Origin of the sequence: Amycolatopsis sp. NPDC050768, assembly GCF_040654155.1 — a bacterium.
Taxonomy (GTDB): domain Bacteria; phylum Actinomycetota; class Actinomycetes; order Mycobacteriales; family Pseudonocardiaceae; genus Amycolatopsis.
On record NZ_JBFAHL010000003.1, the window covers coordinates 303,691 to 330,073 of the forward strand.

Annotated in this window: 24 protein-coding genes and 3 pseudogenes; 8 read left to right on the forward strand and 19 right to left on the reverse strand. The window is 70.3% G+C overall.

Going from position 1 to position 26,383, the window contains the following annotated elements:
- Positions 1-60 precede the first annotated feature (60 nt).
- Positions 61-1,488 carry an adenylosuccinate lyase gene (purB, locus tag AB0H62_RS11530; RefSeq protein ID WP_360585689.1) on the reverse strand — a complete coding sequence of 476 codons (1,428 nt, stop codon included), beginning with the start codon at positions 1,486-1,488 and terminating at the stop codon, positions 61-63.
- Between the two features lie 148 nt (positions 1,489-1,636).
- Entirely contained in the window at positions 1,637-2,179 is a 543-nt protein-coding gene (locus AB0H62_RS11535; RefSeq protein ID WP_360585999.1) for a TetR family transcriptional regulator, read from the reverse strand.
- A gap of 77 nt (positions 2,180-2,256) precedes the next feature.
- Here AB0H62_RS11535 and AB0H62_RS11540 point away from each other — a divergent pair.
- Positions 2,257-2,958 (forward strand): annotated as a pseudogene (locus tag AB0H62_RS11540) (SDR family oxidoreductase); the annotation flags it as partial.
- A gap of 4 nt (positions 2,959-2,962) precedes the next feature.
- On the opposite strand, the gene AB0H62_RS11545 reads toward AB0H62_RS11540, so the two are convergent.
- The 4 genes from AB0H62_RS11545 to AB0H62_RS11560 are packed head-to-tail and all read right to left on the reverse strand — an operon-like array spanning position 2,963 to position 7,819.
- Entirely contained in the window at positions 2,963-3,853 is an 891-nt protein-coding gene (locus tag AB0H62_RS11545; protein WP_360585691.1) for a DUF4380 domain-containing protein, read from the reverse strand.
- A complete protein-coding gene (dgoD, locus tag AB0H62_RS11550; protein ID WP_220245129.1) occupies positions 3,847-4,995 on the reverse strand; it encodes a galactonate dehydratase in 1,149 nt (382 codons plus the stop codon). Before dgoD ends, AB0H62_RS11545 begins: the two co-directional genes overlap by 7 nt.
- 28 nt (positions 4,996-5,023) lie before the next feature.
- A complete protein-coding gene (locus AB0H62_RS11555) occupies positions 5,024-5,728 on the reverse strand; it encodes an SDR family oxidoreductase (protein WP_360585693.1) in 705 nt (234 codons plus the stop codon).
- Positions 5,729-5,761: 33 nt separating this feature from the next.
- On the reverse strand, positions 5,762-7,819 hold the full coding sequence (locus AB0H62_RS11560) for a hypothetical protein (protein WP_360585695.1): 2,058 nt from the start codon (positions 7,817-7,819) through the stop codon (positions 5,762-5,764).
- Positions 7,820-8,007: 188 nt separating this feature from the next.
- On the opposite strand from AB0H62_RS11560, the gene AB0H62_RS11565 reads away from it, so the two are divergent.
- The 3 genes from AB0H62_RS11565 to AB0H62_RS11575 are packed head-to-tail and all read left to right on the forward strand — an operon-like array spanning position 8,008 to position 10,564.
- On the forward strand, positions 8,008-8,952 hold the full coding sequence (locus tag AB0H62_RS11565; protein ID WP_360585697.1) for a sugar kinase: 945 nt from the start codon (positions 8,008-8,010) through the stop codon (positions 8,950-8,952).
- Positions 8,949-9,563, forward strand: coding sequence for a bifunctional 4-hydroxy-2-oxoglutarate aldolase/2-dehydro-3-deoxy-phosphogluconate aldolase (locus AB0H62_RS11570; protein ID WP_220245133.1), 615 nt, complete (start codon positions 8,949-8,951; stop codon positions 9,561-9,563). Before AB0H62_RS11565 ends, AB0H62_RS11570 begins: the two co-directional genes overlap by 4 nt.
- Complete coding sequence (locus tag AB0H62_RS11575) at positions 9,560-10,564, forward strand: beta-propeller fold lactonase family protein (protein WP_360585700.1); 1,005 nt, start codon at positions 9,560-9,562, stop codon at positions 10,562-10,564. The genes AB0H62_RS11570 and AB0H62_RS11575 overlap by 4 nt, the downstream gene beginning before the upstream one ends.
- Positions 10,565-10,622: 58 nt before the next feature.
- Here the strand turns inward: AB0H62_RS11575 and AB0H62_RS11580 are convergent, their stop codons facing one another.
- The 4 genes from AB0H62_RS11580 to AB0H62_RS11595 are packed head-to-tail and all read right to left on the reverse strand — an operon-like array spanning position 10,623 to position 15,778.
- Positions 10,623-12,677 carry an alpha-galactosidase gene (locus tag AB0H62_RS11580; protein WP_360585702.1) on the reverse strand — a complete coding sequence of 685 codons (2,055 nt, stop codon included), beginning with the start codon at positions 12,675-12,677 and terminating at the stop codon, positions 10,623-10,625.
- Complete coding sequence (locus AB0H62_RS11585; RefSeq protein ID WP_220245136.1) at positions 12,674-13,561, reverse strand: carbohydrate ABC transporter permease; 888 nt, start codon at positions 13,559-13,561, stop codon at positions 12,674-12,676. The genes AB0H62_RS11580 and AB0H62_RS11585 overlap by 4 nt, the downstream gene beginning before the upstream one ends.
- A 2-nt stretch (positions 13,562-13,563) precedes the next feature.
- Positions 13,564-14,469, reverse strand: coding sequence for a sugar ABC transporter permease (locus AB0H62_RS11590; protein WP_220245137.1), 906 nt, complete (start codon positions 14,467-14,469; stop codon positions 13,564-13,566).
- Between the two features lies 1 nt (position 14,470).
- Entirely contained in the window at positions 14,471-15,778 is a 1,308-nt protein-coding gene (locus AB0H62_RS11595) for an extracellular solute-binding protein (protein ID WP_220245138.1), read from the reverse strand.
- 164 nt (positions 15,779-15,942) lie between these two features.
- Between AB0H62_RS11595 and AB0H62_RS11600 the strand changes: the two genes are divergently transcribed.
- Complete coding sequence (locus AB0H62_RS11600) at positions 15,943-16,647, forward strand: FCD domain-containing protein (protein WP_220245139.1); 705 nt, start codon at positions 15,943-15,945, stop codon at positions 16,645-16,647.
- Positions 16,648-16,650: 3 nt separating this feature from the next.
- Here the strand turns inward: AB0H62_RS11600 and AB0H62_RS11605 are convergent, their stop codons facing one another.
- The 3 genes from AB0H62_RS11605 to AB0H62_RS11615 form a co-directional block, all read right to left on the reverse strand.
- Positions 16,651-17,250, reverse strand: coding sequence for a TetR family transcriptional regulator (locus AB0H62_RS11605; protein ID WP_360585705.1), 600 nt, complete (start codon positions 17,248-17,250; stop codon positions 16,651-16,653).
- 37 nt (positions 17,251-17,287) lie between these two features.
- Complete coding sequence (locus AB0H62_RS11610; protein ID WP_255638545.1) at positions 17,288-17,611, reverse strand: hypothetical protein; 324 nt, start codon at positions 17,609-17,611, stop codon at positions 17,288-17,290.
- A gap of 370 nt (positions 17,612-17,981) precedes the next feature.
- A complete protein-coding gene (locus AB0H62_RS11615; protein WP_220245142.1) occupies positions 17,982-18,491 on the reverse strand; it encodes a SigE family RNA polymerase sigma factor in 510 nt (169 codons plus the stop codon).
- Positions 18,492-18,628: 137 nt separating this feature from the next.
- Between AB0H62_RS11615 and AB0H62_RS11620 the strand changes: the two genes are divergently transcribed.
- The 3 genes from AB0H62_RS11620 (at position 18,629) to AB0H62_RS11630 (ending at position 21,128) form a co-directional block, all read left to right on the forward strand.
- Complete coding sequence (locus tag AB0H62_RS11620; RefSeq protein WP_220245143.1) at positions 18,629-19,648, forward strand: GntG family PLP-dependent aldolase; 1,020 nt, start codon at positions 18,629-18,631, stop codon at positions 19,646-19,648.
- Positions 19,645-20,223: an HAD family phosphatase gene (locus tag AB0H62_RS11625; protein WP_360585708.1), complete on the forward strand. Its 579-nt coding sequence runs from the start codon at positions 19,645-19,647 to the stop codon at positions 20,221-20,223. The genes AB0H62_RS11620 and AB0H62_RS11625 overlap by 4 nt, the downstream gene beginning before the upstream one ends.
- Positions 20,224-20,315: 92 nt before the next feature.
- A complete protein-coding gene (locus tag AB0H62_RS11630; RefSeq protein ID WP_220245145.1) occupies positions 20,316-21,128 on the forward strand; it encodes an SAM-dependent methyltransferase in 813 nt (270 codons plus the stop codon).
- Positions 21,129-21,142: 14 nt separating this feature from the next.
- Here AB0H62_RS11630 and AB0H62_RS11635 read toward each other — a convergent pair whose 3' ends face one another.
- The 6 genes and pseudogenes from AB0H62_RS11635 to AB0H62_RS11660 all read right to left on the reverse strand — a co-directional run bounded on the left by AB0H62_RS11635 (position 21,143) and on the right by AB0H62_RS11660 (position 26,332).
- Positions 21,143-22,057, reverse strand: a complete 915-nt coding sequence (locus AB0H62_RS11635) for an alpha/beta hydrolase (RefSeq protein WP_220245146.1) — start codon at positions 22,055-22,057, stop codon at positions 21,143-21,145.
- Between the two features lie 156 nt (positions 22,058-22,213).
- Entirely contained in the window at positions 22,214-22,399 is a 186-nt protein-coding gene (locus AB0H62_RS11640; RefSeq protein ID WP_220245147.1) for a hypothetical protein, read from the reverse strand.
- A 122-nt stretch (positions 22,400-22,521) separates the two neighbouring features.
- The gene (locus AB0H62_RS11645; protein WP_220245148.1) at positions 22,522-23,688 is read right to left on the reverse strand and encodes an aminotransferase class I/II-fold pyridoxal phosphate-dependent enzyme; all 1,167 of its coding nucleotides are present in this window, start codon (positions 23,686-23,688) and stop codon (positions 22,522-22,524) included.
- Between the two features lie 44 nt (positions 23,689-23,732).
- A pseudogene (locus tag AB0H62_RS11650) lies at positions 23,733-23,948 on the reverse strand (transglycosylase SLT domain-containing protein); the annotation flags it as partial.
- 1,704 nt (positions 23,949-25,652) lie between these two features.
- Positions 25,653-25,961: pseudogene (locus tag AB0H62_RS11655) on the reverse strand (WXG100 family type VII secretion target); the annotation flags it as partial.
- Between the two features lie 59 nt (positions 25,962-26,020).
- Positions 26,021-26,332 carry a hypothetical protein gene (locus AB0H62_RS11660; RefSeq protein ID WP_220245149.1) on the reverse strand — a complete coding sequence of 104 codons (312 nt, stop codon included), beginning with the start codon at positions 26,330-26,332 and terminating at the stop codon, positions 26,021-26,023.
- Positions 26,333-26,383: the final 51 nt, after the last annotated feature.

The window sequence follows — 26,383 nt, forward strand, 5'->3', positions numbered from 1 at the left end:
GCTAGGAAACGGCCTCGCTCCGCAGTAGCCGGATTTTCCGTCGGGTCCTGTCAGCTCCGCTTACAGGATCGGCCCCGGCGCGTACTGCGCCGCGTCCGGGAAGCGCTCCAGCACGGTCTCCACGCGCCGCGCCACCTCCTCGACCTGCGCCGGCGCCACGCCCGTGAACGAGATCCGGTCGGCGAGGAGTTTGTCCAGGTCGCCGCGATCCAACGGCAAGCGCGAGTCGGCCGCCAGCCGGTCGAGCAGGTCGTTCTCGGCGCCGCGCTCGCGCATCGCCAGGGCCACGCCGACGGCGTTCTCCTTGATCGCCTCATGGGCCGTCTCACGACCGACGCCGCCGCGCACGGCCGCCATCAGCACCTTCGTGGTGGCGAGGAACGGCAGGTAGCGATCGAGCTCACGCTCGATCACGGCCGGGAAGGCGCCAAACTCGGCCAGCACGGTGAGGAAGGTCTCCAGCAGGCCGTCGAGCGCGAAGAACGCGTCGGGCAGCGCGACGCGGCGCACGACCGAGTCGGACACGTCGCCCTCGTTCCACTGATCACCCGCGAGCTCGCCGATCATCGACAGGTGCCCGCGCAGCACGACGGCCAGACCGTTGACCCGCTCGCACGAGCGCGTGTTCATCTTGTGCGGCATGGCCGACGAGCCGACCTGGCCGGGCTTGAAGCCCTCGGTCACGAGCTCGTGGCCGGCCATCAGGCGAATCGTCTTGGCGAGGCTCGACGGCGCCGCCGCCAGCTGCACCAGCGTGGACAGCACGTCGAAGTCGAGCGAACGCGGGTAGACCTGCCCGACGCTCACGAAGTGGTTGCGGAACCCGAGGTGCTCGGCGATCTTGGACTCCAGGAGGTCCAAAGTGGACTCGTCGCCCAGGAGGTCGAGCATGTCCTGCGCCGTGCCGACCGGGCCCTTGATGCCCCGCAGCGGGTAGCGCTCGATGAGGTTGTCCAGGCGGGAGAACGCGACCAGCAGCTCGTCGGCGGCGGTCGCGAACCGCTTGCCGAGCGTGGTGGCCTGCGCGGCGACGTTGTGCGAGCGCCCGGCCATCACCAGGTCCGAGTGCTCCACGGCCAATGCGGCCAGCCGCGCCAGCACCGCGGCGACGCGGCTGCGCATGAGCTCCAGCGACCGCAGCTGCTGCAGCTGCTCCACGTTCTCCGTGAGGTCGCGCGAGGTCATGCCCTTGTGCACGTGCTCGTGGCCGGCGAGGGCGTTGAACTCCTCGATGCGGGCCTTCACGTCGTGGCGCGTCACACGCTCGCGCTCGGCGATCGACTCGAGGTTCACGTCGTCGATCACGCGCTCGTAGTCCGCGAGCACACCTTCGGGCACCTCGACGCCCAGCTCGTTCTGCGCGCGGAGCACGGCGAGCCACAGCTGCCGCTCCAGCACCACCTTCTGCTCGGGCGACCACAGCCGCACCAGCTCGGGCGACGCGTAGCGGGCGGCGAGCACGTTGGGAATCCGGGGCTTGTCCGTCACGCGGCCACGATACCCGTGCAGGTCAGAGGTGGGCGGGGCCGGTGGGATCCAGACGGCTCCCACCGGTTCGGCCTCGCGAAGGCCTCGGCACCCCGTGCACCGAGCCGGCGGAGAGCCTCGCACAGCCGACGGCGGGGACGCGAGGGAATTACAACGCGAAGAGCCGCTCGAAAGCCGCGGCGACCGCCTCCGGAAGCGTTTCGGGCGAACTGAACGCCTGCATGTAGCCGGCGTCGTAACACGCTGTCGCGACGTGGGCGGCCTGCCTCGCCACGAGCGGCGCCGCGCCTTGTTCGACCAGCGCCGCGTCCAGCGCGTCGGTGTACCCGCGCTCCTTGACCAAGCTGCACGCCTGCAGCTGAGGCGTCTCGGCGATCAGCTGTTCGCGCACCGGGTACCGCACGGCCTGGATCGCCTTGGAATCGGCGAGCACGAGGATGGCGGCGCGCGCCACCCGCATCACCGCGCCGAAGGAGTCGCCGAGTGGTTCTTCCGCCGCTCGCGCCGCGCCCGCCACGGCCTTCGCCAGGAGCAGATGCGAGGCCGAATCGTCCTCGAACAGGACTTCGGCTTTGTCCGGGAAGTACCGGAAGAACGTGCTCCGGGCGACGCCGGAGGCTCGGGTGATGTCGGTGACGGTGACCTGGTCGAAGCCGTGTTCAGCGAACAACGCCACGGCGGCTTGGCGGATGGCTTCGCGGGTCTCCGTTCGCTTCGCCTCGCGAACCGAGCCGGCGGCCGGGTGGGGCGTCGGGTGGGGCGCGGGCCAGCCGAGGGCTGGGTGCCGCGGCGGCCCGGCACCTCGCGGCGGTCGGCGCCGACGTCGCGTTCGCCTACGTGCAGTCGGCCGACAAGGCGAAAGCCGTTGCCGAGGAAGTGCGGGCGCTGGGCGTCGAGGCCGAGGTCTTCCAGGCCGACCAAGGCGACGTCGCGCAGGTCAACGCCATGGTCGACGCGGTCGCCGAGCGGTTCGGCCGCATCGATGTCCTGGTCAACAGCGCGGGCACGCTCATCGGCGGCACCACGGGCACCATCGCGCAGGCCGACCGCGAGCGGATCTGGGCGGTCAACGTCCTCGGCCTGGTCGCCGCCACCGAACGCGTGCTCGCCCACATGCCCGACGGCGGCCGCGTCATCAGCCTCGGCTCCATCGCCGGGGAACGCGCCTACACCGCCGGGCTCGCCGACTACAGCGCGGCCAAGGCGGCCGTGAGCGGCTACACGCGCTCGTGGGCGCACGAGCTCGCGCCGCGCCGGATCACCGTCAACACCGTCGTGTCGGGCTTCGCCGAGACGGACATGGGCATCCCGCACGACTCCCCGCTGGGGCAGCGCGTCCTCGCGGACCTGCCCTTCGGCCGCTACGCCACCGCGGACGAGGTCGCCGCCCTGATCACGTTCCTCGCCGGGCCCGCCGCCTCCTACATCACCGGCAGTGACCTGCGCGTCGACGGCGGCTGGAACGCCTGAGCCGTCAGCCCGAAACGGTTCCGGTCACGGTCAGCGATGTCGTCTCACCGGGAGCGAGCGTGGTCAGCGGGCCGAGCGCCTCCAGCTCCACGATGCGCGCCGGCGGATCGAGGTCGCCCAGGTCGGCGAGGGGTTCCGGCAGCGGGTGCTCCAGCCAGATCTCGAGCGGCGAACCCGCGTCGGGGTACTCCGCGGCCGGGTCGACGTCGAAGGACAGCGTGAGCGTGGTCTCACCGACGGTGCACGAGACCCGGCCCGCGGTGTCCGGCACTCCGAGCTTGCCGACGACGTCCTGCGGCGGCACCACGAGCGTCCCACCGTCCACTGTGTACTCGGGGTTTCCGGTGCCCGCCACGAGCTCCACGACAGCCGGCGTGCGCATGCCCGCGAGCCCGGCCGTGACGGTGCCGCCGCCAGGGAGCTGGGTGACGTTCCACAGTGCCCAGCGCACCGGCCCCTCGGAGCAGTTCGCCGCGGTGAGCCGCAGCGTGTACGAAGCGCCGGAGCCCAGCGTCAGCTCGCGCGTGAACCGCAGGCCCGTGCGGGGTTCGACGCCACTGGTCAGGGTGACCGACAGCTCGGTGAGGCCCGAGACGGAGTAGGGGCCCGAGTCCAGCACGGGGTCCGGCGGCCCCGCCCACTGGCCGGGCCCGTCCCAGCCCTGCGGCGCGGGCCAGGTCTTGTCGCCGCCGTAGTTGACCCAGTCGCCCATCCGGCCGGAGTTCGGGGCCAGGACGTGGCCGTCGAGCGGCTGCAGGTCGGGACTCAGCAACGCCGGGTTGCGCCACAGGAGCTCGATGCCTTCGTGTGTCACCGACAACAGCCGCCCGCCCAGCGCCGGGACGACGCCGAGGCGCAGCACGCCGTTGTCGAGCCACACGACGTCGGTCACCATTCGGCGAGCCCGCCGTCGTCCAGGCGCCACACGGGCGAACGCCAGTGGTGGCCGACCTCGTCGGCGCGGCGCACGGCTTGCTCGTCGACCTCGATGCCGAGGCCGGGCGCGGTCGGCCGCGCGGCGTAGCCGTCGGTGAAGCGGAACAGTGCGGAGTCCGTCAGGTAGCTCAGCGCCTCGGTGCCCTGGTGGTAGTGCATGCCCAGACTCTGTTCCTGGATCAGGAAGTTCGGCGTCGCGAAGGCCACCTGCATCGACGCCGCCAGCGAGATCGGGCCGAGCGGACAGTGCGGCGCCATGCTCGCGCCGTAGACCTCGGCCAGCGCGGCGATGCGCCGCAGCTCCGAGATGCCGCCGGCGTGCGACGGGTCGGGCTGCACCACCGCGACGCCCGCGTCGAGCACCGGCTTGAACTCCCAGCGCGAATACAGCCGTTCGCCGACCGCGATCGGCACCGTCGACGCGGCGACGACCGACGCCAACGCGCCACCCTGCGTCTCCGGCAGTACCGGCTCCTCGACGAACATCGGCTGGACCTCTTCGAGCATCTTCACCAGCCGGCGCGCCATCGCGGGCGAGACGCGGCCGTGGAAGTCGATGGCGAGATCGCGCTCCGGGCCCAGCGCCTCACGCGCCTCACGCGCCCGGGCCAGCGCCGCGTTGGCTTCCGCGGGTGACGCGATGGGCGCGAGCGGTCCCGCCACATTCATCTTCACTGCCGTGAAACCGGCCTCCACCTGCGCGGACACGGCGTCGAAAATGCCCGAAGGACGGTCGCCGCCCACCCACGAATACACGCGCACGCGGTCGCGCACGGGCCCGCCGAGCAGCTCGTGCACCGGCACCCCGTGCACCTTGCCGGCGATGTCCCACAGCGCGTGGTCGAAGCCCGCGAGCGCGCTGGAGAGCACGGGCCCGCCGCGGTAGAACCCGCCGCGGCGCAAGGTCTGCCAGTGGTCCTCGATGCGCAGCGGGTCCTGGCCGACGACGAGCTCGGCCATCTCGTGCACCGCCGCGCGCACCGTCTCGGCGCGGCCCTCGACCACGGGCTCGCCCCAGCCGGAGATGCCCTCGTCGGTGTTCACCTTCAGGAACAACCAACGTGGTGCGACGAGGAACGTCTCGATACCGGTGATCTTCACCTGGCCCCCATTTCCTATGAGACGCGGTCTAAGCGGAATCCTTGGCGGCCGACCAGCCGCCGTCGACGGTCAGGTCGGCGCCCGTGACGAACGAGGCCGCCGGCGAGAGGAGGAACGCGATCACGGCGGCGACCTCGGCCGGGTCGCCGAGGCGTCCGGCGGGGGTCGCCCGCGCGCTGCGTTCGATGTCCTCTTCGGTGAGCCGGTCCCACGCCTGCGTGCGCACGGGTCCGGGCAGCACCGAGTTCACGCGCACCTCGGGCGCGTACTCCACGGCGAGCTGGCGCGCCAGCGAAACCAGCGCGCCCTTGCTCGCCGCGTACGCCGGGTGGCCCGGCAGGCCGAACCGCGCGTGCACCGAAGACACCAGTACGACGGAACCCCGCCGGGCTCGAAGCGTTGGCAGGCACGCCTTCACCGCGAGGTAGGAACCGGTGAGGTTCACGTCGAGCTGGTGCTGCCACTGCTCCCGCGGCATCTCGTGCAGCGGGCCGGTCGTCGGCACGTACGCGTTGCTGACCAGGGCGTCTACCTCGCCGGCCAGCTCGACGACCTGCGCCCAGGTCTCGTCGGCGGTCACGTCGCCGCGCACGCCGGCGAGGTCGTCGGGGAGGGGGGCGAGGTCCACACCCACGACGCGGTAGCCGTCGGCCTGCAGCCGCCGCGCTGTCGCCGCGCCGATGCCTGACGCGGCACCGGTCACCACGGCCGTCGGGTTGTCTGGTGTGGACATCGCCAAATCCTCCTCGTGCTCAGAGCCTGGTGCTCAGAGCTTGTCTACGCGGACATGGTCGTCCGGACCACGCACTCCGAGCCAGACGCCATTCGCGTCAGCCGCACCGCCGAGGGTGCCCACGACGTTGCCGGACGGGTACTTCGGCTGCTTGAACCAGCCGGCCCACGTGGTGCCGTTGCGGTCGTTCTGCCACAGCGTGTAGTCGCTGGCCAGCGCGAACACCGAGACCTTGTCGCCCTGCGCCACGAGCGTGGGGCTGCTGGAGATGGTGCCGCCGATGTTCGTCCAGTCCGACCACGCGCCGCCGGCGTCGCGGGTGCGGACCCACACGCCGTCGTCCGGGGTGCGAACGGCGACCGTGGTGCCGGTCGTCGAGGTCGCGGCGCCGGGGCGGCCGTAGATCTGCGCGTCGTTGGGCGAGCCGAGCGAGGACCAGCGACCGTCGGTGGTGCGGGTCCAGACCTTTCCGTCGGTGCCGCGGGTGTAGAGCGTGCCGTCGGCCGTCACGGACGGCGAGTCGGTGAGGTTCCCGCCGAGCCGGTGCCAGGCGCCCCAGCGCTTTCCGTCGTAGGTCAGCTGCCACACGGCGTTGTCCAGACCACGGACGTAGACGTCGATGTTCGAGCCGTGCGCGTTGGCGGCCGGCTGGCCGAGGAACGGGCCGCCGATGACCGAGGCGCCCTTGCCGAGGCCCTGCGTCTGCAGCACGCCGAGCGGGCCACGGGTGAACGTGACGGTCTTGTCGCCGGTGCGCACCACGGCCGGGCTGGCCGAAGCGCCGCTCGCGACGCTGGTGCCGGGCACCAGGTCCGTGCCGTGCAGCTTCAGGAACGCCGTGCCGTGCGCGGGAACCGTGACGGTGTACGTGCCGGTCGCCGTGCCACGGTCGGCGCGGGCGCGCAGGTCGCGGATCGAGACGTTGCCGGTGAGGCCGGCGTCGGCGAAGTTCAGCGTCATCTGCGTGTCCGCGTCACCGCGGTTGAGCAGCACGACCGCCCGGTCGCCGTCCTTCGACAGGCGCTTGCTGTAGGTGTCCGTGGAGCCGTTGTTGGCCACCCGGACACCCTGGATTCCGAGCTTGTCCTGGTCGACGGCGATGATCTCGGGGTTCTTCAGCGTGTCGATCATCGACTGCGGCAGCGTGCGCGGGTCGGAGCCGATGATGAGCGGGGAAGCCATTTCCGCCCACAGCACGAGCTGGGTGGTCGACTCCTCCTCGTTCATCTCGAGGGTGCCCTGCTCCGTCTTGCGCATCGGGATCAGGAAGTCGGGGTCGTTCCAGTGCCCCGGCCCGTTGGCCTCGGGGTGCGCCGCGTTGACGTCGGCGTTGCGCAGCATGTCCTTGTAGATCCCCTCGTACGGGGTTCCGAAGGCCACGTCGGTGTTGGTGCGCCACGAATCGGCCACGAGCGGGCCGAAGGTGTAGGACACGCCGGCCGTCTGACTCGGCGTGTGCGGCACGCCCCAGTCGTCGGTCACCGGGTTGCAGATGTTCAGGATCATCTTGCGGCCCGCCTTCTGCAGGGCCGCGCTGAACTCGGTGTACGCCTTCGCCGGGTCGAGGTTGTTCGCGATGCCGCAGAGGAAGTCGACCTTGATCGCGTCGAACTTCCACGTGGCGAAGCGTTTCGTGTCCTGCTCGTAGTAGCCCTGGCTGCCCGCGGCGCAGTTCTTGCCGTCGGACGGGCCGGCGTCGGTGTAGATGCCGGCGAGCAGGCCGCGGTCGTGGATGTACTTGACCAGCGCGTCCATGCCGGAGGGGAAGCGCGCGGGGTCGGGCACGAGGTTGCCCTGCGCGTCACGCGGGACCTTGGCGTTCCAGCCGCCGTCGATCCAGACGTACTTGTAGCCGGCCTTGGCCAGGCCGCTGGAGACGAGGTAGTCGGCGACGCCCTTCACGCCGGCCTCGGTCACGGTCGGCATGCCGAAGTAGTTGTTCCAGCCCATGTACGGCGTCTGCGCCAGACCGGAGTTGTAGTAGTCCGGGGCGCCCTGGTCGGCCGCGGTGGTCTGCTGCGGGAAGAGCGAGGCCGGGGCCGCGGAAGCGGGGGTCGCGAGCCCGAGCACGGTGGCGGCGGCAGCGACCACCGCCGTGATCGTGAGTGCTCTGCGGGATCTGCGTGGGGAGCGCGGGAGCATTGTGGCGACACCTTTCGTCGTCGAAACAGCGCCGAAGGGGGCCGTGATCTTCCGGCCCGCGAGCAGCATGCCGGGGCCGCGGAGGTCGCGTCAAGAATAAATCCTAAATTAAGATTTCACGCGGTATGCTTCCCGCGATGAACGACATCGAAGTCCTCACCCTGGGCGAAGCGATGCGGCTGCTGCTCGCGGAACCCGGCGTCGCGCTGCGGCGCGCGCACACCTTCCAGGCTTCCGTGGCCGGGGCCGAAGCCAACGTGTCGGTCGGCCTCGCGCGCCTCGGCCACCGCGTGCGCTGGCTCAGCCGCGTCGGCGACGACTCGTCGGGCGCGGCCGTGCTGAGCGCGCTGCGGGCCGAGGGCGTGGACGTCTCGGGCGTCGAGGTGGACCCGGCCGGGTTCACGGGACTGCTGCTGCGCGACGACACCCCGGGCCGCGGCATCGACGTGCAGTACCACCGTGCGGGTTCGGCGGCGTGCTCGCTCTCCGCCGACTACGTCCGGGCCGCGGGCCTCGGTGGTGCGCGGCTCGTGCTGGTCTCGGGGATCACGGCGATGCTGTCGCTGTCCGCGCGCGACGCCGTGCTGGCCTTGTTCGAGCTGGCGCGCGCGGAGGGGGCGACGATCGCGTTCGACCCCAACGTGCGGCTCAAGCTCGCGTCGCCGGCGCAGTGGCGCGAGACCGTGGGACCGCTGCTGCACCAGGCGGATCTGGTGTTCGCCGGCGAAGACGAGCTGGAATTGCTCGACGCGACGTCGCCCGAGCTGATCGCCAAGGGCGTCGGCACTGTTGTAGTGAAGCAGCGCGACAAGGTGGCGCGCGCGGTCACGGCCGAGTACGAGTGGAGCCAGGAAACCCTGGTCACGCACGTCGTCGACCCGGTGGGCGCGGGCGACGCGCTCACGTCCGGCTACCTGTCGTCCTGGCTGCGCGGCGGTTCGCCCGCCGAGGCGCTGCTGGCCGGTGCGGTGTCGGCGGCGCTGGTCGTCGGCACGCGGACGGATCTGGAAGGACTGCCCGACCGGGCCGAACTGGCCCGCACGAGCGCCGCCCTCGGTGGCGGCGAGGAGGTACACCGATGAGCTACCGCTGGGAGATCACGCACGCGGCCCTGCGCCAGGGAGTGGTGGGCATCGTGCGGACCGCGGATGCCGCGTCCGCCGTGGTCGCCGCTCGTGCGGCCTTGGACGCGGGCCTGCGGTCGATCGAGGTCCCGCTCACCAACTCCGGTGCACTGGCGGCGATCGAGGAGCTCACTGCCGCGTACCCCGACGCCACGATCGGGGCGGGCACGGTGCTCGACGAGGCCTCGGCCGTGCTCGCGATCCGCGCGGGGGCGCGGTTCCTGGTGTCGCCCAACGTCGAGGCCGCCGTGATCCGCACCGGTCACCGGTACGGCGCGGCCGCGTTCCCGGGCGCGGGCTCCGTCACGGAAATCGTGCGGGCGCTCGAAGAAGGCGCCGACGCGGTGAAGGTCTTCCCGGCCACTGCGCTGGGCCCGCGGTGGGTCAAGGACGTGCGCGCGGCGCTGCCCCAGGCGCCGCTCGTGCCGACAGGTGGAATCGCTCCCGAGGACGTGCCAGAGTGGCTCGCGGCGGGCGCGGTCGCGGTCGGCATGGGTTCGGCGCTCACGCGCGGGACCGCCGAGGACATCCGCGCCCGGGTGGCCGCGATGGTGAGGGAGGGCTCGTGACGGACGTCGTACTGGTCGGCTGCTACACCGCCGAGATGGGCGGGAAGGGCGGCGGGATCTCCACGTTCCGCCGCGATTCCGCCGGTCTTGTTCTCGACTCCACGCTGGAGCTGCGGTCGCCGTCGTGGCTGGTCAAGCACCCGACGTTGCCGGTGCTGTACACGACCAACGAGACCGACTCCGGCGCCGTCTCGTCAGTGTCGCTTGTGGACGGTGCGCTGACCGTGCTGGATTCCGAGGTGCCGAGCGGCGGCGCGCACCCGTGCCACCTCGCGGTGACACCGGACGGCCGGTTCCTGTTGTGCGCCAACTACACCGGGGGCAGTCTCGCGGTGTTCGGGCTGTCGGCCGAAGGGCGGATCACGGGCCGGACGGATCTGGTGCAGCACAGTGGGACCGGGCCGAACGAGGTGCGCCAGGAAGCCGCTCACGTCCACATGGCGGTGCCGAGCGCCGACGGGTCCATCGTGAGTGCCGTCGACCTGGGGACGGACGAGATCCGCAGCTACACGCTGTCCGATGCCGGTGAGCTGACGCCGCTCGCCGTGTCGAAGCTACCGGCGGGCAGTGGTCCGCGGCAGCTCGTGCGGATTCCGGGCTCTGACCTGGCCTACGTGGCCTGTGAGCTGTCCAGTGCGGTGCTGACGGTCCGGGAGACGTCGCCGGGCGCGTTCGAGGTGGTCTCTTCTACACCGGCCACGCACGGTGCGCTTGAGGGCGAGAACATCGTGGCGCACCTGGAGATCCTGGACTCGGGCGTGTACCTGTCGAACCGTGGCGCGGACTGCGTCACGTCGTTCTCTGGCTCTCCGCTCGCGGCCGTCGCGGACCAGGCTTGTGGTGCGCACCCTCGGCACTTCGCCGTGGTGGACGGGGTTTGTTACGTCGCGGCGCAGTTCGACGACGTGCTGACCGCGTTCCCGCTCGACGAGCTGGGCAAGGCCGAGGTCGCGAAGATCCCGACGGGGTCGCCGAGCTTCGTGCTGCCGCTGAGTTTCTGATCCGGACGCGGAAAACGCCCTGCCGGCCCAGTGAAGCCGGCAGGGCGTTTCGCTGTGTTCAGACCTGGGTGAGGACGAACGCGTCCGCGTCGTGCTGAGCGGTCCACTCGACGGGCAGACCCACGTGCATGAGGTGCGCACCGGAGTACTCCACGCCGGCCTCGTCGCGGTAGGTGGCAGCCGCGTCGAACCCGTGCAGCTTGATGCGCGACGAGCGGCCCGGCACGAGCGGCGTCCCCACGAGCTGACCGGTGTTCCAGGCGAGCACCACGGTCTGGTCGCCGAGCGTGTACTGGCTGGCCGCCGTGGGTGCCGCAGGTCCGGAAAGGACGCGGCACCGTCCGGTGTGGAGGATCGGCCGCAACTCCTTGTACCGCGCGATCAGCTCCGCGGCTTCTGCCCGCTGGTCGGCATTCCAGTGCGACAGGTCGGCCCCGATGCCCAGCACGCCCGCCATCGCGAGCACGAACCGGAACCGCAGCGAGCGCGGCCGCGGGTCGAACACGCCGGGTGCGTCGGTGACCCACGAGCTCATCAGGTGCGGCGCGTGCATCAGCAGGAACCCGTCCTGGATCCGCAGCCGATCCAGCGGCGCGGTGTTGTCGCTGGGCCACACGACATCGCTGCGCGACACCGTCGCCAGGTCCGTGCGGCCACCGCCGCCGGCGCACGACTCGACGATGAGGTCGGGGTACGTCGTGCGCAAGTGGTCGAGCAGCCGGTGGTAGTTGGCGACGTGCTCGGCGTCGAGGTCCGCCGCCGGCGCGCCGGGTCGGCCGCGTTCGGTCGGCGGGCGGTTCATGTCCCACTTGAGATAGGAGATCGGGTACGCGGTGAGCAGCTCGTCGAGCACTCCGCGCACGTACTCGAACACCTCGGTCTTGCCGAGGTCGAGCAGGAGCTGGTTGCGGATCAGCGTCGCGGGGCGGCCGTCGAGGCGGTAGACCCAGTCGGGGTGTTCCGCGTAGAGCTTCGACTTCGGACTGATCGCCTCGGGCTCCACCCACAGGCCGAAGTCCAGGCCCAGCGCGCGCACGGAGTCGACGAACGCGCCGAAGCCGCCCTCGAACGACGACTGCTCCGGCGTCCAGTCGCCCAGGCCGCCGGTGTCGTCGTCGCGGCCGACGAACCAGCCGTCGTCCACCACGAACAGCTCCACGCCCAGGTCCGCGGCCTGCTTGGCGAGGTCGAGCTGCCGCGCGCCGTTGACCTCGAAACCGGTGGCTTCCCAGGAGTTGTAGAGCACCGGCCGGCGCTTCTCGAGCCGCGGCCCGGCAAGCGTGCGCGAGTACGCGTGCCACACGTCGGCCAGCCCGGCGAGTCCGTCCACACTGGACGCCAGTGCCAGCTCCGGAGTGGACAGTTCGGCACCGGGCTGGAGCAGGATCGGGCCGGGATTGGCCAGCCGGCCCGCGCGCACGCGCGTGAGCCCACTCGGCTCGATCTCGGCGTCGAGCTCCCACGAACCCGACCAGGCCAGGGAAACGCCGTACGCTGGGCCGTCCGGCGAGCCCGCGTCCTCCACCGCGAGCCACGGCACGTACTGGTGACCCGGCACGCCGAAGCGGCTCTCCATGCGGAATCCGCCCGCTTCGAGCACGGTCGAGCGGCGCGTGAACTCCTGCGCCCACTGCCCGGTCAGGTAGGTCAGCCGCGCGCCGTCAGGCCCGGTCGGCACGCACACGCCCGCCGAACCGAGCCGGTCGACCTCGATGGCCGCGCCGCCGGTGTTCGTGAACTCGACCCACCGGCACAGCACATCGGTACCCGGTTCCGCGCGGTAACACTGCACCGCCCGCAGCCCGGTCACCTCGTCGACAAAAGCCAGCCGCAGCAACGTTTCCGTGGACTCGTCGGCGTCGAAGCGCCACCACGAATCCCCCGCCACGACGAGGTCCGCGCCCGAGAACGGTCGCAGCCCGCGCGGCGCGTACTCCACCGGAGCCGCGTCCGCGTCGGTGATGAAGTGCACGTCACCGCGGTTGGCCAGCGGCGACGGACCACGCTCGACGCCGCGCGGACCCCACGCGACGAGCTCCAGCCACCGGTTACCCGGCTCCAGCGTGACGGTGTACGAAGTGGACTCGAGTTCGAGCGTCCACTGTTGGTTCACTTGATCGCCCCGATCGCGAGCCCGGAGATGAAGTGCTTCTGGAACCGCAGGAACACGGCCACGGTCGGCACGGCGGCGATCACCGAACCCGCCGCGATCACGTTCCAGTTGGACACGTACTGGCCCTGCAGGCCGAGCAACGCCGGCGTCACCGGCATCACGGTTTCGGTGCGCAGCACGGTGATCGACCACAGCAGGTCGTTGAACGTCCAGGTGAACGCCAGCGCGCCGAGCGCCGCCAGCGCCGGACGCGTCATCGGCAGGATGATGCGCCAGAAGATGGTGATCGGCCCGGCGCCGTCGATCAGCGCCGCCTGCTGGATCTCGTCCGGGATGGACCGCATGAAACCCTGCAACACGAACGTGTAGAAGCCTAGCCCGAAGCCGACCTGCACGATGATCAGCGCGGTGAGCGTGTCGTAAATACCGAGCAGCTCGGACAGCTTCGACACCGGCACCAGCAGAATCTGCGGCGGCAGCAGATTGCCCGACAGCATCACGAGGATGATCGTGCGCCGGAACGGGATCTGGAACCGGCTCAGCGCGAACGCCGCGGCCGACGCGAGCAGCAGCGACAGCAGCACGGTCGGGATCGTGACGATGAAGCTGTTGAGCATCGCGTGGCCACCGCCGCCGACGCCCCACGCCTCACCGAACGAGCTGAGGTCGAACGAGTGCGGCAGCGCGCCGAGGCCGTTGCTCGCGATGTCCGAAAAGGACCGGACGCTGGTCGTGATGACCAGCACGATCGGTAGCAGCCACAGGACGGACAGGCCGCCGGCCAGCAGGTGGAAGCCGAACGTGCGGCGTGCGCGCTGGTGGTTGGGCTTGGCGGGAACTCGTTCCTCCGGCGCGGCAGGGGGTGCCGGCCGGGTCGTGGTCACGCTCACTGGTCCTCCCGGAACGCTCGCACGAGGTAGGTCACGATCACACCGAAGGCGAGGACGAAGATCACCACGGCCAGCGCGGACGCGTAACCGAGCCGCAGCGACTGGAACGCGGTCGAGTACATGTAGGTGCTCAGCAGCTCGGACGAGTGGTACGGCCCACCCTTCGTCATCGACCACACCACGTCGAACGACCGCAGCGAGTCGATGATGATCACCGACAGGACCACGGAGTTGACGCTGCGCAGCTGCGGCCACGTCACGTGGCGGAACTGCTGCCACCCCGTGGCACCGTCCAATTTGGCCGCCTCGTACAGCGCGGGGTCGATGCCCTTGAGGCCGGCCAGGTACAGCACCATCACGTAACCGAGCTGGCGCCACAACGCCGGCACGAGCACCGCGTAAAGCGCGGTGTCGGGATCGGCGAGCCACGAGTGTTTCCAGCTGTCCAGACCGATCGCGCCGAGGACGTTGTTGAACACGCCGTCCGGCTGGTAGATCGCCTGCCAGATCAGAGCCGTGGCGACGAGCGAGAACACCACGGGCGTGAACAGCGCGGCCCGGTAGAACCCGACGCCCTTGCGCTCGCGGTTGAGCAGCATGGCGAGCCCGAGCCCGCCCGCAGCCGACAACCCGCCGAACAGCACGATCCAGATCACCGTGTCGAGCGCGGCCGTGCCGAAAATGTCATCGGACAACATCTCGGCGTAGTTGTCGAGCCCCACGAACGTCGGCGCGGAGACCCCGTCCCAGTTGGTCAGCGACAGGTAGAACCCCTGCAGCGCCGGCCAGAAGACCCAGAAGCCCTCGACGGCCACGGGCACGAGCACGAACAGGAGCAGCGTCGGCGGCACGCGGCGGACCGCGCGCCGTCGACGCTTCACCGGGGCAGCGAGCACCGCCATGTCAGGATTGCCCCTGCCAGACCTTCGCCGCGGCCGTCTGCCAGTCGCTCAGGATCGAGTCGAGCTCGTTGGGCTTCTGGATGAAGCGGATCAGGGCGGCGTCGGCCGTCGGCTGCAGCGCGTCGGAGGAGTCGCGGTTGAAGAACTGCGTGAGCTCCTTGGCCTCGTCGAGCATCTTCTTGCCCTTCACGACCAGCGGCGTGCCGTTGTTCTTCGCCGACGGGTTCGCGGGCAGCACCGTGCCGGAGGAGTTCTTGATGTAGAGCTCCTGCGCCTCGGCCGTGGCCACGTACTTGAACCACTCCTTGACCTCGGCCACGTGCGGCGAGCGGGCGCTGGCGAAGAAGCCGTCGGTCGGGCCCTCCTCGGCGACGGGCACGCTCGGGTCGAGGATCGGGAACTGGAAGAAGTCGAGGTCGTCCAGCGCGTCCTTCGGAGCGGCGTCGGCGAAGAAGGTGCCGGTGAGCACCATGCCGGTCTTGCCCTGCAGCAGCACGGTGGTGGCGTCCTGGAACGCGAGCGCCGTGCCGTTCGGGTCGGTGTAGGGCAGCGCCTGACGCCACGGGTCGAAGATCTTCTTGACCTTCGGGTCGTCGAAGCGGCCGCGGCCGGCGAGCAGGTCCCGGTGGAACTGCGCGCCGTTGATGCGGATGTTGAGATAGTCGAACCACGCCGAGGCGGTCCACTGGGTACCGCCGCCCGCGCCGAGGCCGATGGGCGAGATGCCCTTGCCCTTCAACGTCTCGCACAGCGCGAGGAACTCAGTCCAGGTGCTCGGCGGCGTCACGCCCCACTTGGCGAAGTTGGACTTGCGGTAGAAGAAGCCCCAGAAGTAGTAGCTCGTGGGCACGAACACCTGGTGGCCCGCGCCGTCGCCGGAGAGGCTGCGCATGGCCGGGGTGTAGTTGCCCATCGTCTGCCACACGTCGCCGACGTCGAGCAGCAGGCCCTTCTTGGCGTAGCCCGACAGCAGCGAACCCGGGTACCAGGTGAAGCTGTCGGGCGGGTTCGCCGAGGTCAGGTAGCTCGGCAGCTGCGTGCGGAAGGTTTCCGACGCGACGGTGTTGACCGTCGCGGTCGCGCCGCCCTTGTCGCCGAACGCCTTGGCGAGCGCCTCGATCGCGACCTTCGCCTGCGGCGAGGAGAGGTTCGACTGGACGGTGACCGCACCGGCGGCCTGTTTCACCGGGCCGTTGGAGGCCGAAGTGGCGCATGCGGCGAGAAAGCTGCTCGAACCGAGCGCGCCCAGGCCGACGATGCCGGCGTTGCGCAGGAAATGACGGCGGGACAGGCCTTCTGCAGTCGTCATCGCTGTGACCCCTTTGTCTGAATGGAGCGTCGCTCCCCTGCGGGGGAGTGACTGCTGGCACAGACTTGCAACCGGGCTGGCGGCTGTCAAGATGTATTCATAATTTATGACGTAATCGCGTCCGAGGTAGGATGACTCCGCACTGCCGACTGAGGGGACCTCCATTGTCCGAACACCGGCCCCGCGGTCTGCACGGACAGACCGTGGAGACGCTCGCCGCGCGGATCCTGTCCGACGAGTGGGGCGAGGGCACCGTGCTCGACCTGCCCGCGCTTCGCGAAGAGCTCGACATCAGCCTCACCGCCCTGCGCGAGGCGCTGAAAGTGCTGGCAGCCAAGGGAATGATCGACGCCCGCCAGAAGCGCGGCACCTTCGTCCAGCCGCGCGAGCAGTGGAACATGCTCGACACCGACGTCATGCGCTGGCAAACCGCGGCCAGCGACGATCCGGGCCTGCTCGACGAGCTGACCGAGGTCCGCACCGTCGTCGAACCCGCCGCCGCGCGCATCGCCGCCGAACGCGCGGATCCCGCCGACCTGGCCGCCCTGCAAGCCGCCCTCGACGACATGACCACCGCCGGCGACGACCCCGAAGCCAGCGTCCGCGCCGATCTGACCTTCCACCGCGCCCTGATGACCGCGACGCACAACAACTTCCTCCTTCAGGTGGAACGCGTCATCGCGATCGGCCTGGCGGAGCGGGACAAGCTGGTGCACGGGTCGGGACCGTCGGACAACCCCGTGCCGTCACACCGCAAGGTCCTGGACGCGATCCTGGCGCGCGATCCGGGGGCGGCGGAGAGTGCGATGTTCGCGTTGGTGACGAAGTCCCGGGACGACTTGGACAAGGCGAAGAAGTCGCGGCGCTAGGGGTCAGCTTTCGGCGAGCGCGGCCTGCAACATCCTCGCCGCCGCAGCACGAGGAGCCGGGTCCACCGCGATCAAGGCGTTCACCACCGCGCCGTCGACGAGGGCCACCAGCTTCTCCAGCTCCAGGCCGTCCACCGGCGTCCCCGAGCGGGTGAAGATCTCTACCAGCAGCTCGTTCAACTGGTCCGACAACGTCCGCATCAACGGCCTCAAGTACGGCCGCCGCCCGGTGGCCACCAGGCGCTCGTACCGCAGCAGCACCGCCTCCGCGTCGGCCTCCGGGTCACCGGAAGGCGGGCCCAGCAGGAGGTCCAGCACCAGCTCCACCGTCGCCGAGACGCCGCGGTTGCGGGTCGCCAGCTCCTCCAGCTGCTGCCGCCCGTTGGCCAGCTCCATCTGCGAGTGGTGCTCGACCGCCGCGGTCACCAGGTCCTCGAGCGAGTCGAAGTAGTACGTCGTGGACGCGAGCGGCAGGCCGGCCCGCTCGGCGACGGCCCGGTGGCGCACCGCGTCGAACCCGCCTTCGGCCAGCAGCTCCGCCGCGGCTTCGACGAGGGTGGCTCGCCGGCGCTCGCCCTTCGGGGTGGTTGCTGCTGCCGTCATGGCCGGTCATTCTGCCAGCCGCCCCATCAACCGCCCGTCAGAACCGGGGGGCCAGCGATGCGGCGAAGCGCGCCAGGTCACCGGCGTACGGCGCGGGGTGCCCGAACATCCCCGGCACACTCACCAGCACGAGGGTCCCGCCCGTACCGGTGGCGGCACGCTCAGTCACCGCACCCGCCGACTGCACCGGGTAGGTCACCGGCGCCCCGCGCGGGAACACGGCCGCAGAGATCGAGCCGTCCGGCAGGGGGAACCCGGCTCCGCGGGCACCCGTCGTACAGATGCTGCCCTGGGAGGCTTCCGTGGCGGTGAAGTGACCTGGGAGCTCGCCAGCGAGGGCTGTGGCGAGCTCCCAGTCCACCTTTTCGCACCCAGAGGCGCCTTCGACCCGAGGGCCGGTCCTCCCGTCTCCACTGCCTCCCTGCTGAGGTGGCAGAGCCGGGAAGTTCCCCTCCCCAGTACCCAAAGGACGCGCAGCCGACGCACCGGGTTGCGCGGGAGCTTCGGCCGAATTCATGACAGCGGCGGAATCGGGCTTACCGCCCGTTCCGGTCACGAGCCCGTAGGCGCCGAAGCCCACCAAAGCCAGTACAACGGCGCTCCCACCAGCGGCAATGCGGTTGCGGCGGCGCAGCGTCAGCCGGCGCGACTCGCGGACGACGTCGTCCTTCGTGAAAGACGGAGGCGGCACCGCACCGGGCAGGCCGGAGAACAACGACTCCGCGTCATGCTCATCCATTGGCCTCCACCTCCCGTTCCAGCACCTGTCGCAGGTTCGCCAGGCCCCGTGCGGTCTGGCTCTTCACGTTGCCCTCGCTGCAGCCCAGCGCCTTCGCCGCGGCAGTCACGTCCAGGCCCTCGAAGAACCGCAGCACGAGCACCGCGCGTTGCTTCGGCGGCACTTCCTTCAGCGCCGCCAGCAGGTCTTCCCTCGTCGCGACGCGCTCGGCCAGGCCGGGCGTGTCCGGCATCGGTTCCGGCATGACGTCGGCCTGCCACTCCCGGCGCCACGGCCGGCGCGACTCGTCGATGACGGCGCGCACGAGCGTTTTGCGCACATACGCGTCGGTCGCGGCGCGGTCCCTGATCTTCTTCCACCTCCGGTGCAGGGCGACGAACGCCGTCTGGGCGAGGTCGTCGGCCTTGTGCCAATCGCCACAGAGCAAGTACGCGGTCCGGCGCACGGCGTCCCGCTTCGCGGAGAAGTACTCCGCGAACTCGTCTTCGTCGCGCTGGTCCACGCGGTCCGCTGCTCCGCTCTTCTGCTCATCCGTCCTCAAGGACGGAACCGGGGGCGTCCACGGTTGCACGAGACTGCCGATTCCTTCCACCCCCCGCCGCATTGATCGCGCGGGTGGCGGTGTGATGTGATCGCGGCGTGACCTCGACTCCGCTCGATTTCCGCTCCGACACCGTCACCCGCCCGGATCGGCGCATGCGGGCCGCCATGGCCGAGGCCGAGGTCGACGACAACGTGATCGGCACCGACCCGACCATCGCCCAGCTCGAAGAGCGCGCCGCCGCGACGCTCGGCATGCCCGCCGCGCTGTGGACGCCGAGCGGGACCATGGCGAACCTCATCGCGCTGTCCGTGCACCTCAAGCGCGGCGACCGCTTCCTCGCGACGCGCGGCGCCCACGTGCTCACCAACGAGCTCGGCTCCGCCGCGTGGCTCGCCGGCGGCATGCCCGACATCCTGGAGCACGACGCCGGCCCCGGCCGCCCGACGCCCGAGCTGTTGCGCGCCTCCATCGGCAACCCCGGCCCGTATTTCACGCTGCGCACCACGCTGCTGTGCCTGGAGAACACGCACAATGCGGCCGGCGGCGCCGTCACCCCGCCCGAGGAGCACGCGCGGCTGGTCGCCGTCGCGAAGGAGGCCGGGCTCAACGTCCACCTCGACGGCGCCCGCATCTGGCACGCGGCCGTCGCGCTGGGTGTGCCGCCGGCGACGCTGACCGTCGGCGTCGACAGCGTGAGCGCGTGCTTCAGCAAGGGCCTCGGCGCGCCGGTCGGCTCGGTCGTCGCGGGCAGCGTCGAGTTCGTGGAGCAGGCGCGCCGGATGCGCCAGATGCTCGGCGGCGGCGTGCGCCAGGGCGGCATTCTCGCCGCGGCCTGCCTGGTCGCGCTGGAGAACGTCGGTGAGCTGGCCGAGACCCACGAGCGGGCCCGGCGCCTGGCCGCGGGCCTGGCCGAGCACGGCTGGGGCGTCGCCACGCCGGACACCAACATCGTGCTCGCCGAGGTCCCCGACCTGGGCGTGGCCCTGGAGTGGCTCGGTTCGCTCGGCATCCAGGCGCTGCCGATGGCCGGCAAGGTGCGCTTCGTGCTGCACCGCGATCTCGAACCCACCGCCGTCGAAGACGCGCTGCAGCGCATCAAGGCGGGCGCGCGATGAACTGGATCGTCTTCGATTACGGCGAGGTCCTCTGCACGCGCACCACCGCGCTGCCGAAGCTCGCGGCCACGATGGGCGTGCCCGCCGAGGAGTTCGAGCCCGTGTACTGGGCGGTGCGCGAGCCGTACGACCGCGGGTCGAGCGACCTCGCGTACTGGACGTCGATCGGCGACCGCCTGGGTGCCCACGTGGACGACACGATGTCGGAGGAGCTCACGGCCATCGACGTCGCAGGCTGGTCGAACCTGGCGCCGTCGTCGCTGGAGCTGCTCGAAGCGCTGTCGGAGGCCGGGGCCGCGCTGGCGCTGCTGTCGAACGCGCCTTCGTCGTTCGGCAAGTGGGTGCGCGAGCAGGAGTGGGCGAAGCTGTTCCGCGTCACGCTGTTCTCGGGTGACGTGAAACTCGCCAAGCCCGACGCCGAGATCTTCCGGCTGCTGCTGGAAAAACTCGACGCGAAGCCGGAGGAGTGCCTGTTCTTCGACGACCGCGAGTCCAATGTGGAGGGAGCGCGCGCCGTCGGCATCCGGGCGCAGCTGTGGGACGGCGCCGAGGCCGCCCGCGCCGCGCTCGACTGAGGCCTCACCTTCGCGACCCGGCCGCCCACTCGGCGTCAACTCGATCACCTAAGCTATGCGCGTCCTGACCGATCTTCTCCGGTAGGTGCACTGTGGCCGACCACCTCGCGCCGGTCGACTTCGACCGGCCGAGCAACGCGCGGGTGTACGACGCCCTGATGGGCGGCCGTGACCACTACGCCGCCGACCGCGCCGTGCTGCGCCAGATCCTGGAGCTCGCGCCGGCCGCGCAGACGATGGCGCAGGAAGTGCGGCAGTGGCTGGTGCGCGCGGTGCGGATGCTCACCGACCGCCTGGGTATCGACCAGTTCCTCGACCTCGGTTCGGGCTTTCCGACGGTGGAGAACACGCACCAGGTCGCCCAGCGCGTGAACCCCGAGGCGCACGTGGTCTACGTCGACCACGACCCGGTGGTGCAGGCCCACGGCCGCGCGGTGCTGGCGGAGAACGACTACACCCACATGGTCGGCGCCGACCTGCTCGACCACGAGCGCACGCTGGCGCACCCGGACGTGACGGCTCACCTGGACTTCGAGCGTCCGCTGGGCCTCATCCTGTGCGCGGTGGTGCACCACATCCCCGACTTCGCCGTGGCGCAGGCGGTGGTGAAGGCCTACGTCGACGCGCTCGCGCCCGGCTCGTACCTCGTGCTGCTGCACCAGTACAACCCCGCGGACGGCAGTGCGGCCGCCGAGCTGGCGACCTCACTGCAAGCCCGCTTCGCCACCACCGGCCTCGACACGCTCTACCGCACGCGCGAGCAGATCACGTCGCTGTTCGACGGGCTGGAGCTCCTGCCGCCCGGCCTGACCCACCCGCACCTGTGGTGGCCGGGCGGCCCGCGCCTGGCGCCGCTCACGCCGACGAACTTCACGACGCTGGCCGGGGTGGCGCGGGTTCCTTAGTCCACTGTGGAGCGTCAGGCTCGCCGGAAACACGAGTCGACGAAGTCGAAGATCAGCTTTTCCACCTGGTCCTTGGTTTTGGGGTCCCGCAGCATGTCCGTGCCGTGGGTCCCGCCGGGCAGGATCTCCAGGTGCTTGTCGGCCGCGGGCGCTCCGGACGCTTCGTAGAGCTTCTTCACCTCGCCGATCATGTTGCCGCTGTAGTCGTCCGGCTCGACGGCGAAGAACGCCGGCTTGGTGACCTTGCGGATGGCCGCCACCGAGTCACCACCGCAGTTGCTCGGCGAGGACAGGATCAGCAGGCCCACGAGCTGCGGTTCCTTGGCCGCGAGCCGCGCGGCCGAGCTGCCGCCGCAAGAAGCGCCGCCCAGCAGCATCGACTTCGCGCCGCAGCGGTGCAGCTCGGCGAGCGCGGCGCTGGTGTCGGTGTCGAAGTTGCCGGTTATGGAGCCGTTGTTCTTCTGCGCCGCGCCGTGGCCGCGGTACTCGAACACCATCACGTGGTAGCCCTTGGCGGCGAGCTTCTCCGCGGTGCCCAGCCACGAGCAGATGTAGTAGCCGGACTCGTGGTCGAGGAGGATCCCGCGGTCACCGGACCCCAGCTCGATCGCCGGCAGGTGGAAGCCGTCCGAGGTGGTGAGGCTGAGCACCTGCGGGTCGAACCGGTCGGGCACACAGGTGTTGACGGGGAAACCCTGCGCGGTCTTGCGCGTACGCTCCGGCACGGTGACCTCGTACGGCGGCGGCGGGGTGGCGGGCAGCCGTTGCGTGGAGGTGACCGGCGCTGTTGTTGAGGCCTGCTGCGTCGAGGTCTGCTGCGCCGACTGGTCAGGGGCGTTGGCGGTGGCGTTGGTGTTGGCCGAGCAGGCCGTGACGGCGAGCGCACACAGCAGAGCCAGCAGCGACCCGGCGGTTCGAGTGGTGGTCATCGGTCCTTCTTCGGCGGAGCGGTACGCGCTCCACGGTGGCGGACCGATGTGAGGAAGCGATGAGGATCACGTCAGGGTGCGAACACGCCGATGCGGCGCCCAGCCGTCGTGGCCGGTCGCCGCACCGAAGGTCGGGGCCCCCTGAAGTCCGAGCTGTCAGCGCCCGATGCGCTTCGCGTCCTTCTTGCCGCTGATCGCGCCGTAGGCCGCGGTGCCCAGGAACACCACGCCGCCGATGATCGCGATCCACAGCACGGCCTTGAACACGAAGCCGATCACCGCGCCGAGGACCATGAAGGCGATCCAGGCGACGATGAGCCCTCCGACGATCTTCCAGAACATGGCTCCTCCATGACGTTTCCGCGCCACGCCGGCCCGGTGCTGTCCAGCGTGCCACCCGCGGCGCGAAAACTCTCTCGTCCAGGCCAACGTTCAGGGGGATATCCGGGTTCCCCCTGACCGGTTCACCTGAGCCATTCCCCCAGGCGGCGGACCCCTTCGTCGACGTCCTCGGTGGCCCCCGCGAACGAGAACCGCACGAACTTCCCGCCGTCCACCGGGTCGAAGTCCACCCCCGGCGCGATGGCCACACCCGTGTCGGCGAGCAGGCGCTGGCACCAGCTGAGGCTGTCGTTGGTGTACGCGGAGACGTCGGCGTACGCGTAGAAGGCCCCTTCGGCGGGGGCGAGCTTGTCGAGACCGATTTTCTTGAGCCCGGCGAACAGCCGATCCCGGTTGCGGCGGTAGTGCTCCACGTGCGCGTCGGCCTCCGCGTACGACTCCGGCGTGAACGCCGCGACGGCCGCGTGCTGCGCGATCGCGGGCGGGCAGATCGTGAAGTTGCCCGTGAGCACGTCCACCGCCCGGTGCAACCGCTGCGGCACGAGCATCCAGCCCAGCCGCCAGCCCGTCATGGCGAAGTACTTCGAGAACGAGCCCAGCACGAGCGCTTCGCGGCCGTACTGCCACGCGCAGTCGAGCTGCTTCTCGTAGGAAATGCCGTGGTAGATCTCGTCACTGACCAGCTGCACCCCGTGGGACGCGCACCAGCCGGAGATGGCCGCCAGCTCCCCGGGCGGCAGGACCGTGCCCGTCGGGTTGCTGGGGCTCGCCACGATCAGCCCGTCGAGCGGCCCCAGCTCGTCGAGGAGATCGACGGTGGGCTGGAAGTTGGTCTCCACGGTCGTCGCGAACTCCACGACCTCGCAGCCCAGGACCTTCAGCAGGTTCCGGTACGCCGGGTAGCCCGGCCGCGCCATCGCCACGCGCGCCCCGGGGTCGAACGCGCTGAGGAAGCTCAGCAGGAAGCCACCAGAGGAGCCGGTGGTCATCACCACGTCCTGCGCGGTCACGTCGACGTCGTACATCCTGCGGTAATGCCCCGCGACGGCCTCACGCAGCTCCGGAATGCCGAGCTGCTCGGTGTAGCCCAGCGTGTGCTCGTCCAACGCCGCCTTCGCCGCCCGCCTCACCGCTCCCGGCGCGGCCGCCGACGGCTGCCCCGCCGCCAGCGACACCAGGTCCCCGTGACTGCGCTGCCTCGCCTGCGCCGCGGACAGCACGTCCATCACGTGGAACGGGGGAACACCGGCCCGCAGCGCGGGCCCACCGAAAGCACCGATGTCGACCATGCGGCCAGGCTAACCTGGGGCGGCGATGCCGTGCCTATCGCTGGTCAGTACCCGCGGTACGCCCCACCGTGCGCCATCGCCGCGATACCGGGCACGTTGCCCATCGACCCGTACCGGTCGAGCGAGTACCGCACCCCGGCGATGATGTTGTCGACCGGGTTGTAGATGTTGTCGTGCCCCGGCAGCTTGTGCGCCTGGAACGTCGAGTCGATGCACTGCATCAGGCCCTTGGACGGGTGCCCGGCGGCCGCGTTGGAGTTCCCGGTGAGGAACACGTGGTCGCCCTCGCGCGCGGTCCAGGTGCCGAGCTCGGTCGTCACGCACCAGACGTCGGCGCGCCCGGCCGGCTCACGGTGCAGGAACGCCCCGGTGACCACCGGGTTGTTCGCCCGCACGGCAGCCTCGCGGCGCCACGTCTCATGCTCACCCGTGCGATCGGTGACCGACACACGCGGCCGAGCGCCGGAGAGGTAGACGGCCAGCGTGATCGCCTCGAGCACCTCGCCCGGCGCCTGGTAGATCGTGACCTTCGGCTTGGTGTACCCGGGGCGCAGGTGCCGCGTGCCCTCCGCGTCGGTCACGGCCTCCAGCCACGCTTCACGCTGCGCGGTCGACATCGCCAGAACCTGTCGCACAGCCTCGGACTTCGGATTTCCCGCGCGGTGCAACAGGTCCTGCGCGTAGTCGTAGTCGATCCGGAACTGGTGCCGGGGTCCGCAGCCACCGCGGTCGTCGACGTACACCGCGTGCGGCACGCCGTCGAGCAGCTCATGCAGCTTCGCCACCATGTCCTTTTTGGACTGTACGATCGAGATCGTCGGCCGGTGGCGGCGCGTCTCGACGTGGCCGTCACCCGCGATCCAGCCGAGGATCGCCGCCTCGCGCACCGTCACGTCGAGCGCCGAGTCCGTGTCGGCGGGTGCCGCGAGCAGGATCCGGTCACGACTGCCGACCTCGTCGGTCGTCACGAAGCGAGCTTCGTCGGCGTGGACGTTGCGCTGCGCTGCCGCGACCACACCGTGGATCTTGCTGCGGTGCACAGCCACCCCGTTCGCGGGCGCGGTGCTCGCGCGCGGTTCCCACCCGCATTCCGGGCAGACAACCAGACCGTCGTTGGCGACCGCGACCCGCGGCAGGTTCAGCCAGCGGTGGTTCGGCGTGGTGGTCGCCGCCCAGCGCGAGTTGGCCAGGGTGACGAGCGACGCGTTCTCGTGGTGGACCACGCGCGTGACACGGGTCCACTCGCTGCGCCGGGTCTGCGGGTTGTAGCCGATGGTCTCGTCGCCGACCTCGACGTCGTGGTGCTTCAGCAGCCCACGCCGCGTGAGGATGGCCGTGTCCAGCGGCACGCAGTCCCAGTTGTTGATCGCGTTGGGGTTACCGCCCGATTCGTGCTGGATGATCGCCCAGATGTTCTTGACGTCGGCTTCCGTGACGTTCACGCCGTTGGCCTGAAGGATCTTGATGGCCTCGTCGATCCACTCCTGCACGTTGCCCGGAGGCGGGGACCCGGGCGGGCCGCCACTGGGGCCGAGGCCGCCGCCCCCACCGCCACCGCCGCCTCCTCCGCCGCCCCCACCGCCGTGGTGGGAGGGGGTGTGGAGGCCGCCGGTGCTCTGGGGGACGGTGCCGTCCTTGCCGGGCAGGGGGACCTTGTCGTAACCGCCCTCGATCTGGGTTTTCATGAGGGTCTGCGACTGGCCGATCATGGTGTTGGCCTGGGTCAGCAGTCCCTGCACTTCGCCGTCGTACTGCGTCGTCAGGTTGTTGATGTCCGTCTTCGCCGTCGCCTTGATCTGCTCGACGGTCGGGCTCGGTCCGGGCTTCTTCTCGTCTGCCGCGGTCTTGGCCGCGGCTGCCGCGGCGTTCATGTCCGTCTGGGCCTTCTGGTTGCGGGCGTTGACCGCCTTCTCCGCATCCCCGAGCTTGCCCTGAGTGACCTTGGACTTGATGTCGGCGAGGTTCTTCGCCAGGTTCGTCAGGTCGGTCGCCACGTCGCCGAGGTGGGCCTCGACCTTGGCGCCCGCGCTGCGGACGGTGCGGACGTAGTCGAAGAAACTGTCGGCCGCGCCGCCGGACCAGACGCTGCTGTCGAGCGCCTTCGTGGTGTTGTCCAGTGCCTGCGAGTGGTCGGCCGCGTCGGTGGCGGCGCCGCGGAACTGATCGGCCGCCTTGTTGATGGCGTCCACGTTGAGTTTGGCGACTTGGTCTACCTTGTCCGTGAACGCTTTCCAATTGTCCGGAGTCCCGGCACCGACCCCATCCAAAGCCACTTGACGCTCCCCCTGCTTTTGTTCCCGCGAGCCTGCTTTGTCCTATTTGCGGCAGTGCCTCAGCTGTCGACGTGAACGGTGAGGTCGCTCTTGCCGACCTCGTCCATTTCGGTCATCAGACCGGCGGCCTTGCGCATGGCGAACGCAAGCGCGTCCATGTGCTGGCCCGCGGCGTCGAACTGGCTGTGCACACCGTTCTTGAACTCACCGACTGCGCTGTGGGCGTCCTGCGAGCCGGGCATCCCGCCGAACGGGCTGTCCTTTTCGTGGTCCATGCCGGTGAGCTTTTCCTTGGACTTCTGGTATTCGTCCTTCAGCTTCTCGACCTGTCGCGCCGCGATGGCCATCGAGTCGACGTCGTAGACAGCCACGGTCCGCTCTCCCCTTCACGAAAACCAACATCCGACCGATCAGACGTGGGC

Coding starts and splice junctions, on each gene's coding strand:
- AB0H62_RS11545 (WP_360585691.1), bottom strand. CDS start 3,853: ATGGTGACCGACGTCGTGTGGCTCGACAACGGCGTGCTGCGCCTCGGC.
- AB0H62_RS11605 (WP_360585705.1), bottom strand. CDS start 17,250: ATGACGGCAGCAGCAACCACCCCGAAGGGCGAGCGCCGGCGAGCCACC.
- AB0H62_RS11570 (WP_220245133.1), top strand. CDS start 8,949: ATGAGCTACCGCTGGGAGATCACGCACGCGGCCCTGCGCCAGGGAGTG.
- AB0H62_RS11565 (WP_360585697.1), top strand. CDS start 8,008: ATGAACGACATCGAAGTCCTCACCCTGGGCGAAGCGATGCGGCTGCTG.
- AB0H62_RS11645 (WP_220245148.1), bottom strand. CDS start 23,688: ATGGTCGACATCGGTGCTTTCGGTGGGCCCGCGCTGCGGGCCGGTGTT.
- AB0H62_RS11635 (WP_220245146.1), bottom strand. CDS start 22,057: ATGACCACCACTCGAACCGCCGGGTCGCTGCTGGCTCTGCTGTGTGCG.
- AB0H62_RS11590 (WP_220245137.1), bottom strand. CDS start 14,469: ATGGCGGTGCTCGCTGCCCCGGTGAAGCGTCGACGGCGCGCGGTCCGC.
- AB0H62_RS11640 (WP_220245147.1), bottom strand. CDS start 22,399: ATGTTCTGGAAGATCGTCGGAGGGCTCATCGTCGCCTGGATCGCCTTC.
- AB0H62_RS11595 (WP_220245138.1), bottom strand. CDS start 15,778: ATGACGACTGCAGAAGGCCTGTCCCGCCGTCATTTCCTGCGCAACGCC.
- AB0H62_RS11555 (WP_360585693.1), bottom strand. CDS start 5,728: ATGTCCACACCAGACAACCCGACGGCCGTGGTGACCGGTGCCGCGTCA.
- AB0H62_RS11625 (WP_360585708.1), top strand. CDS start 19,645: ATGAACTGGATCGTCTTCGATTACGGCGAGGTCCTCTGCACGCGCACC.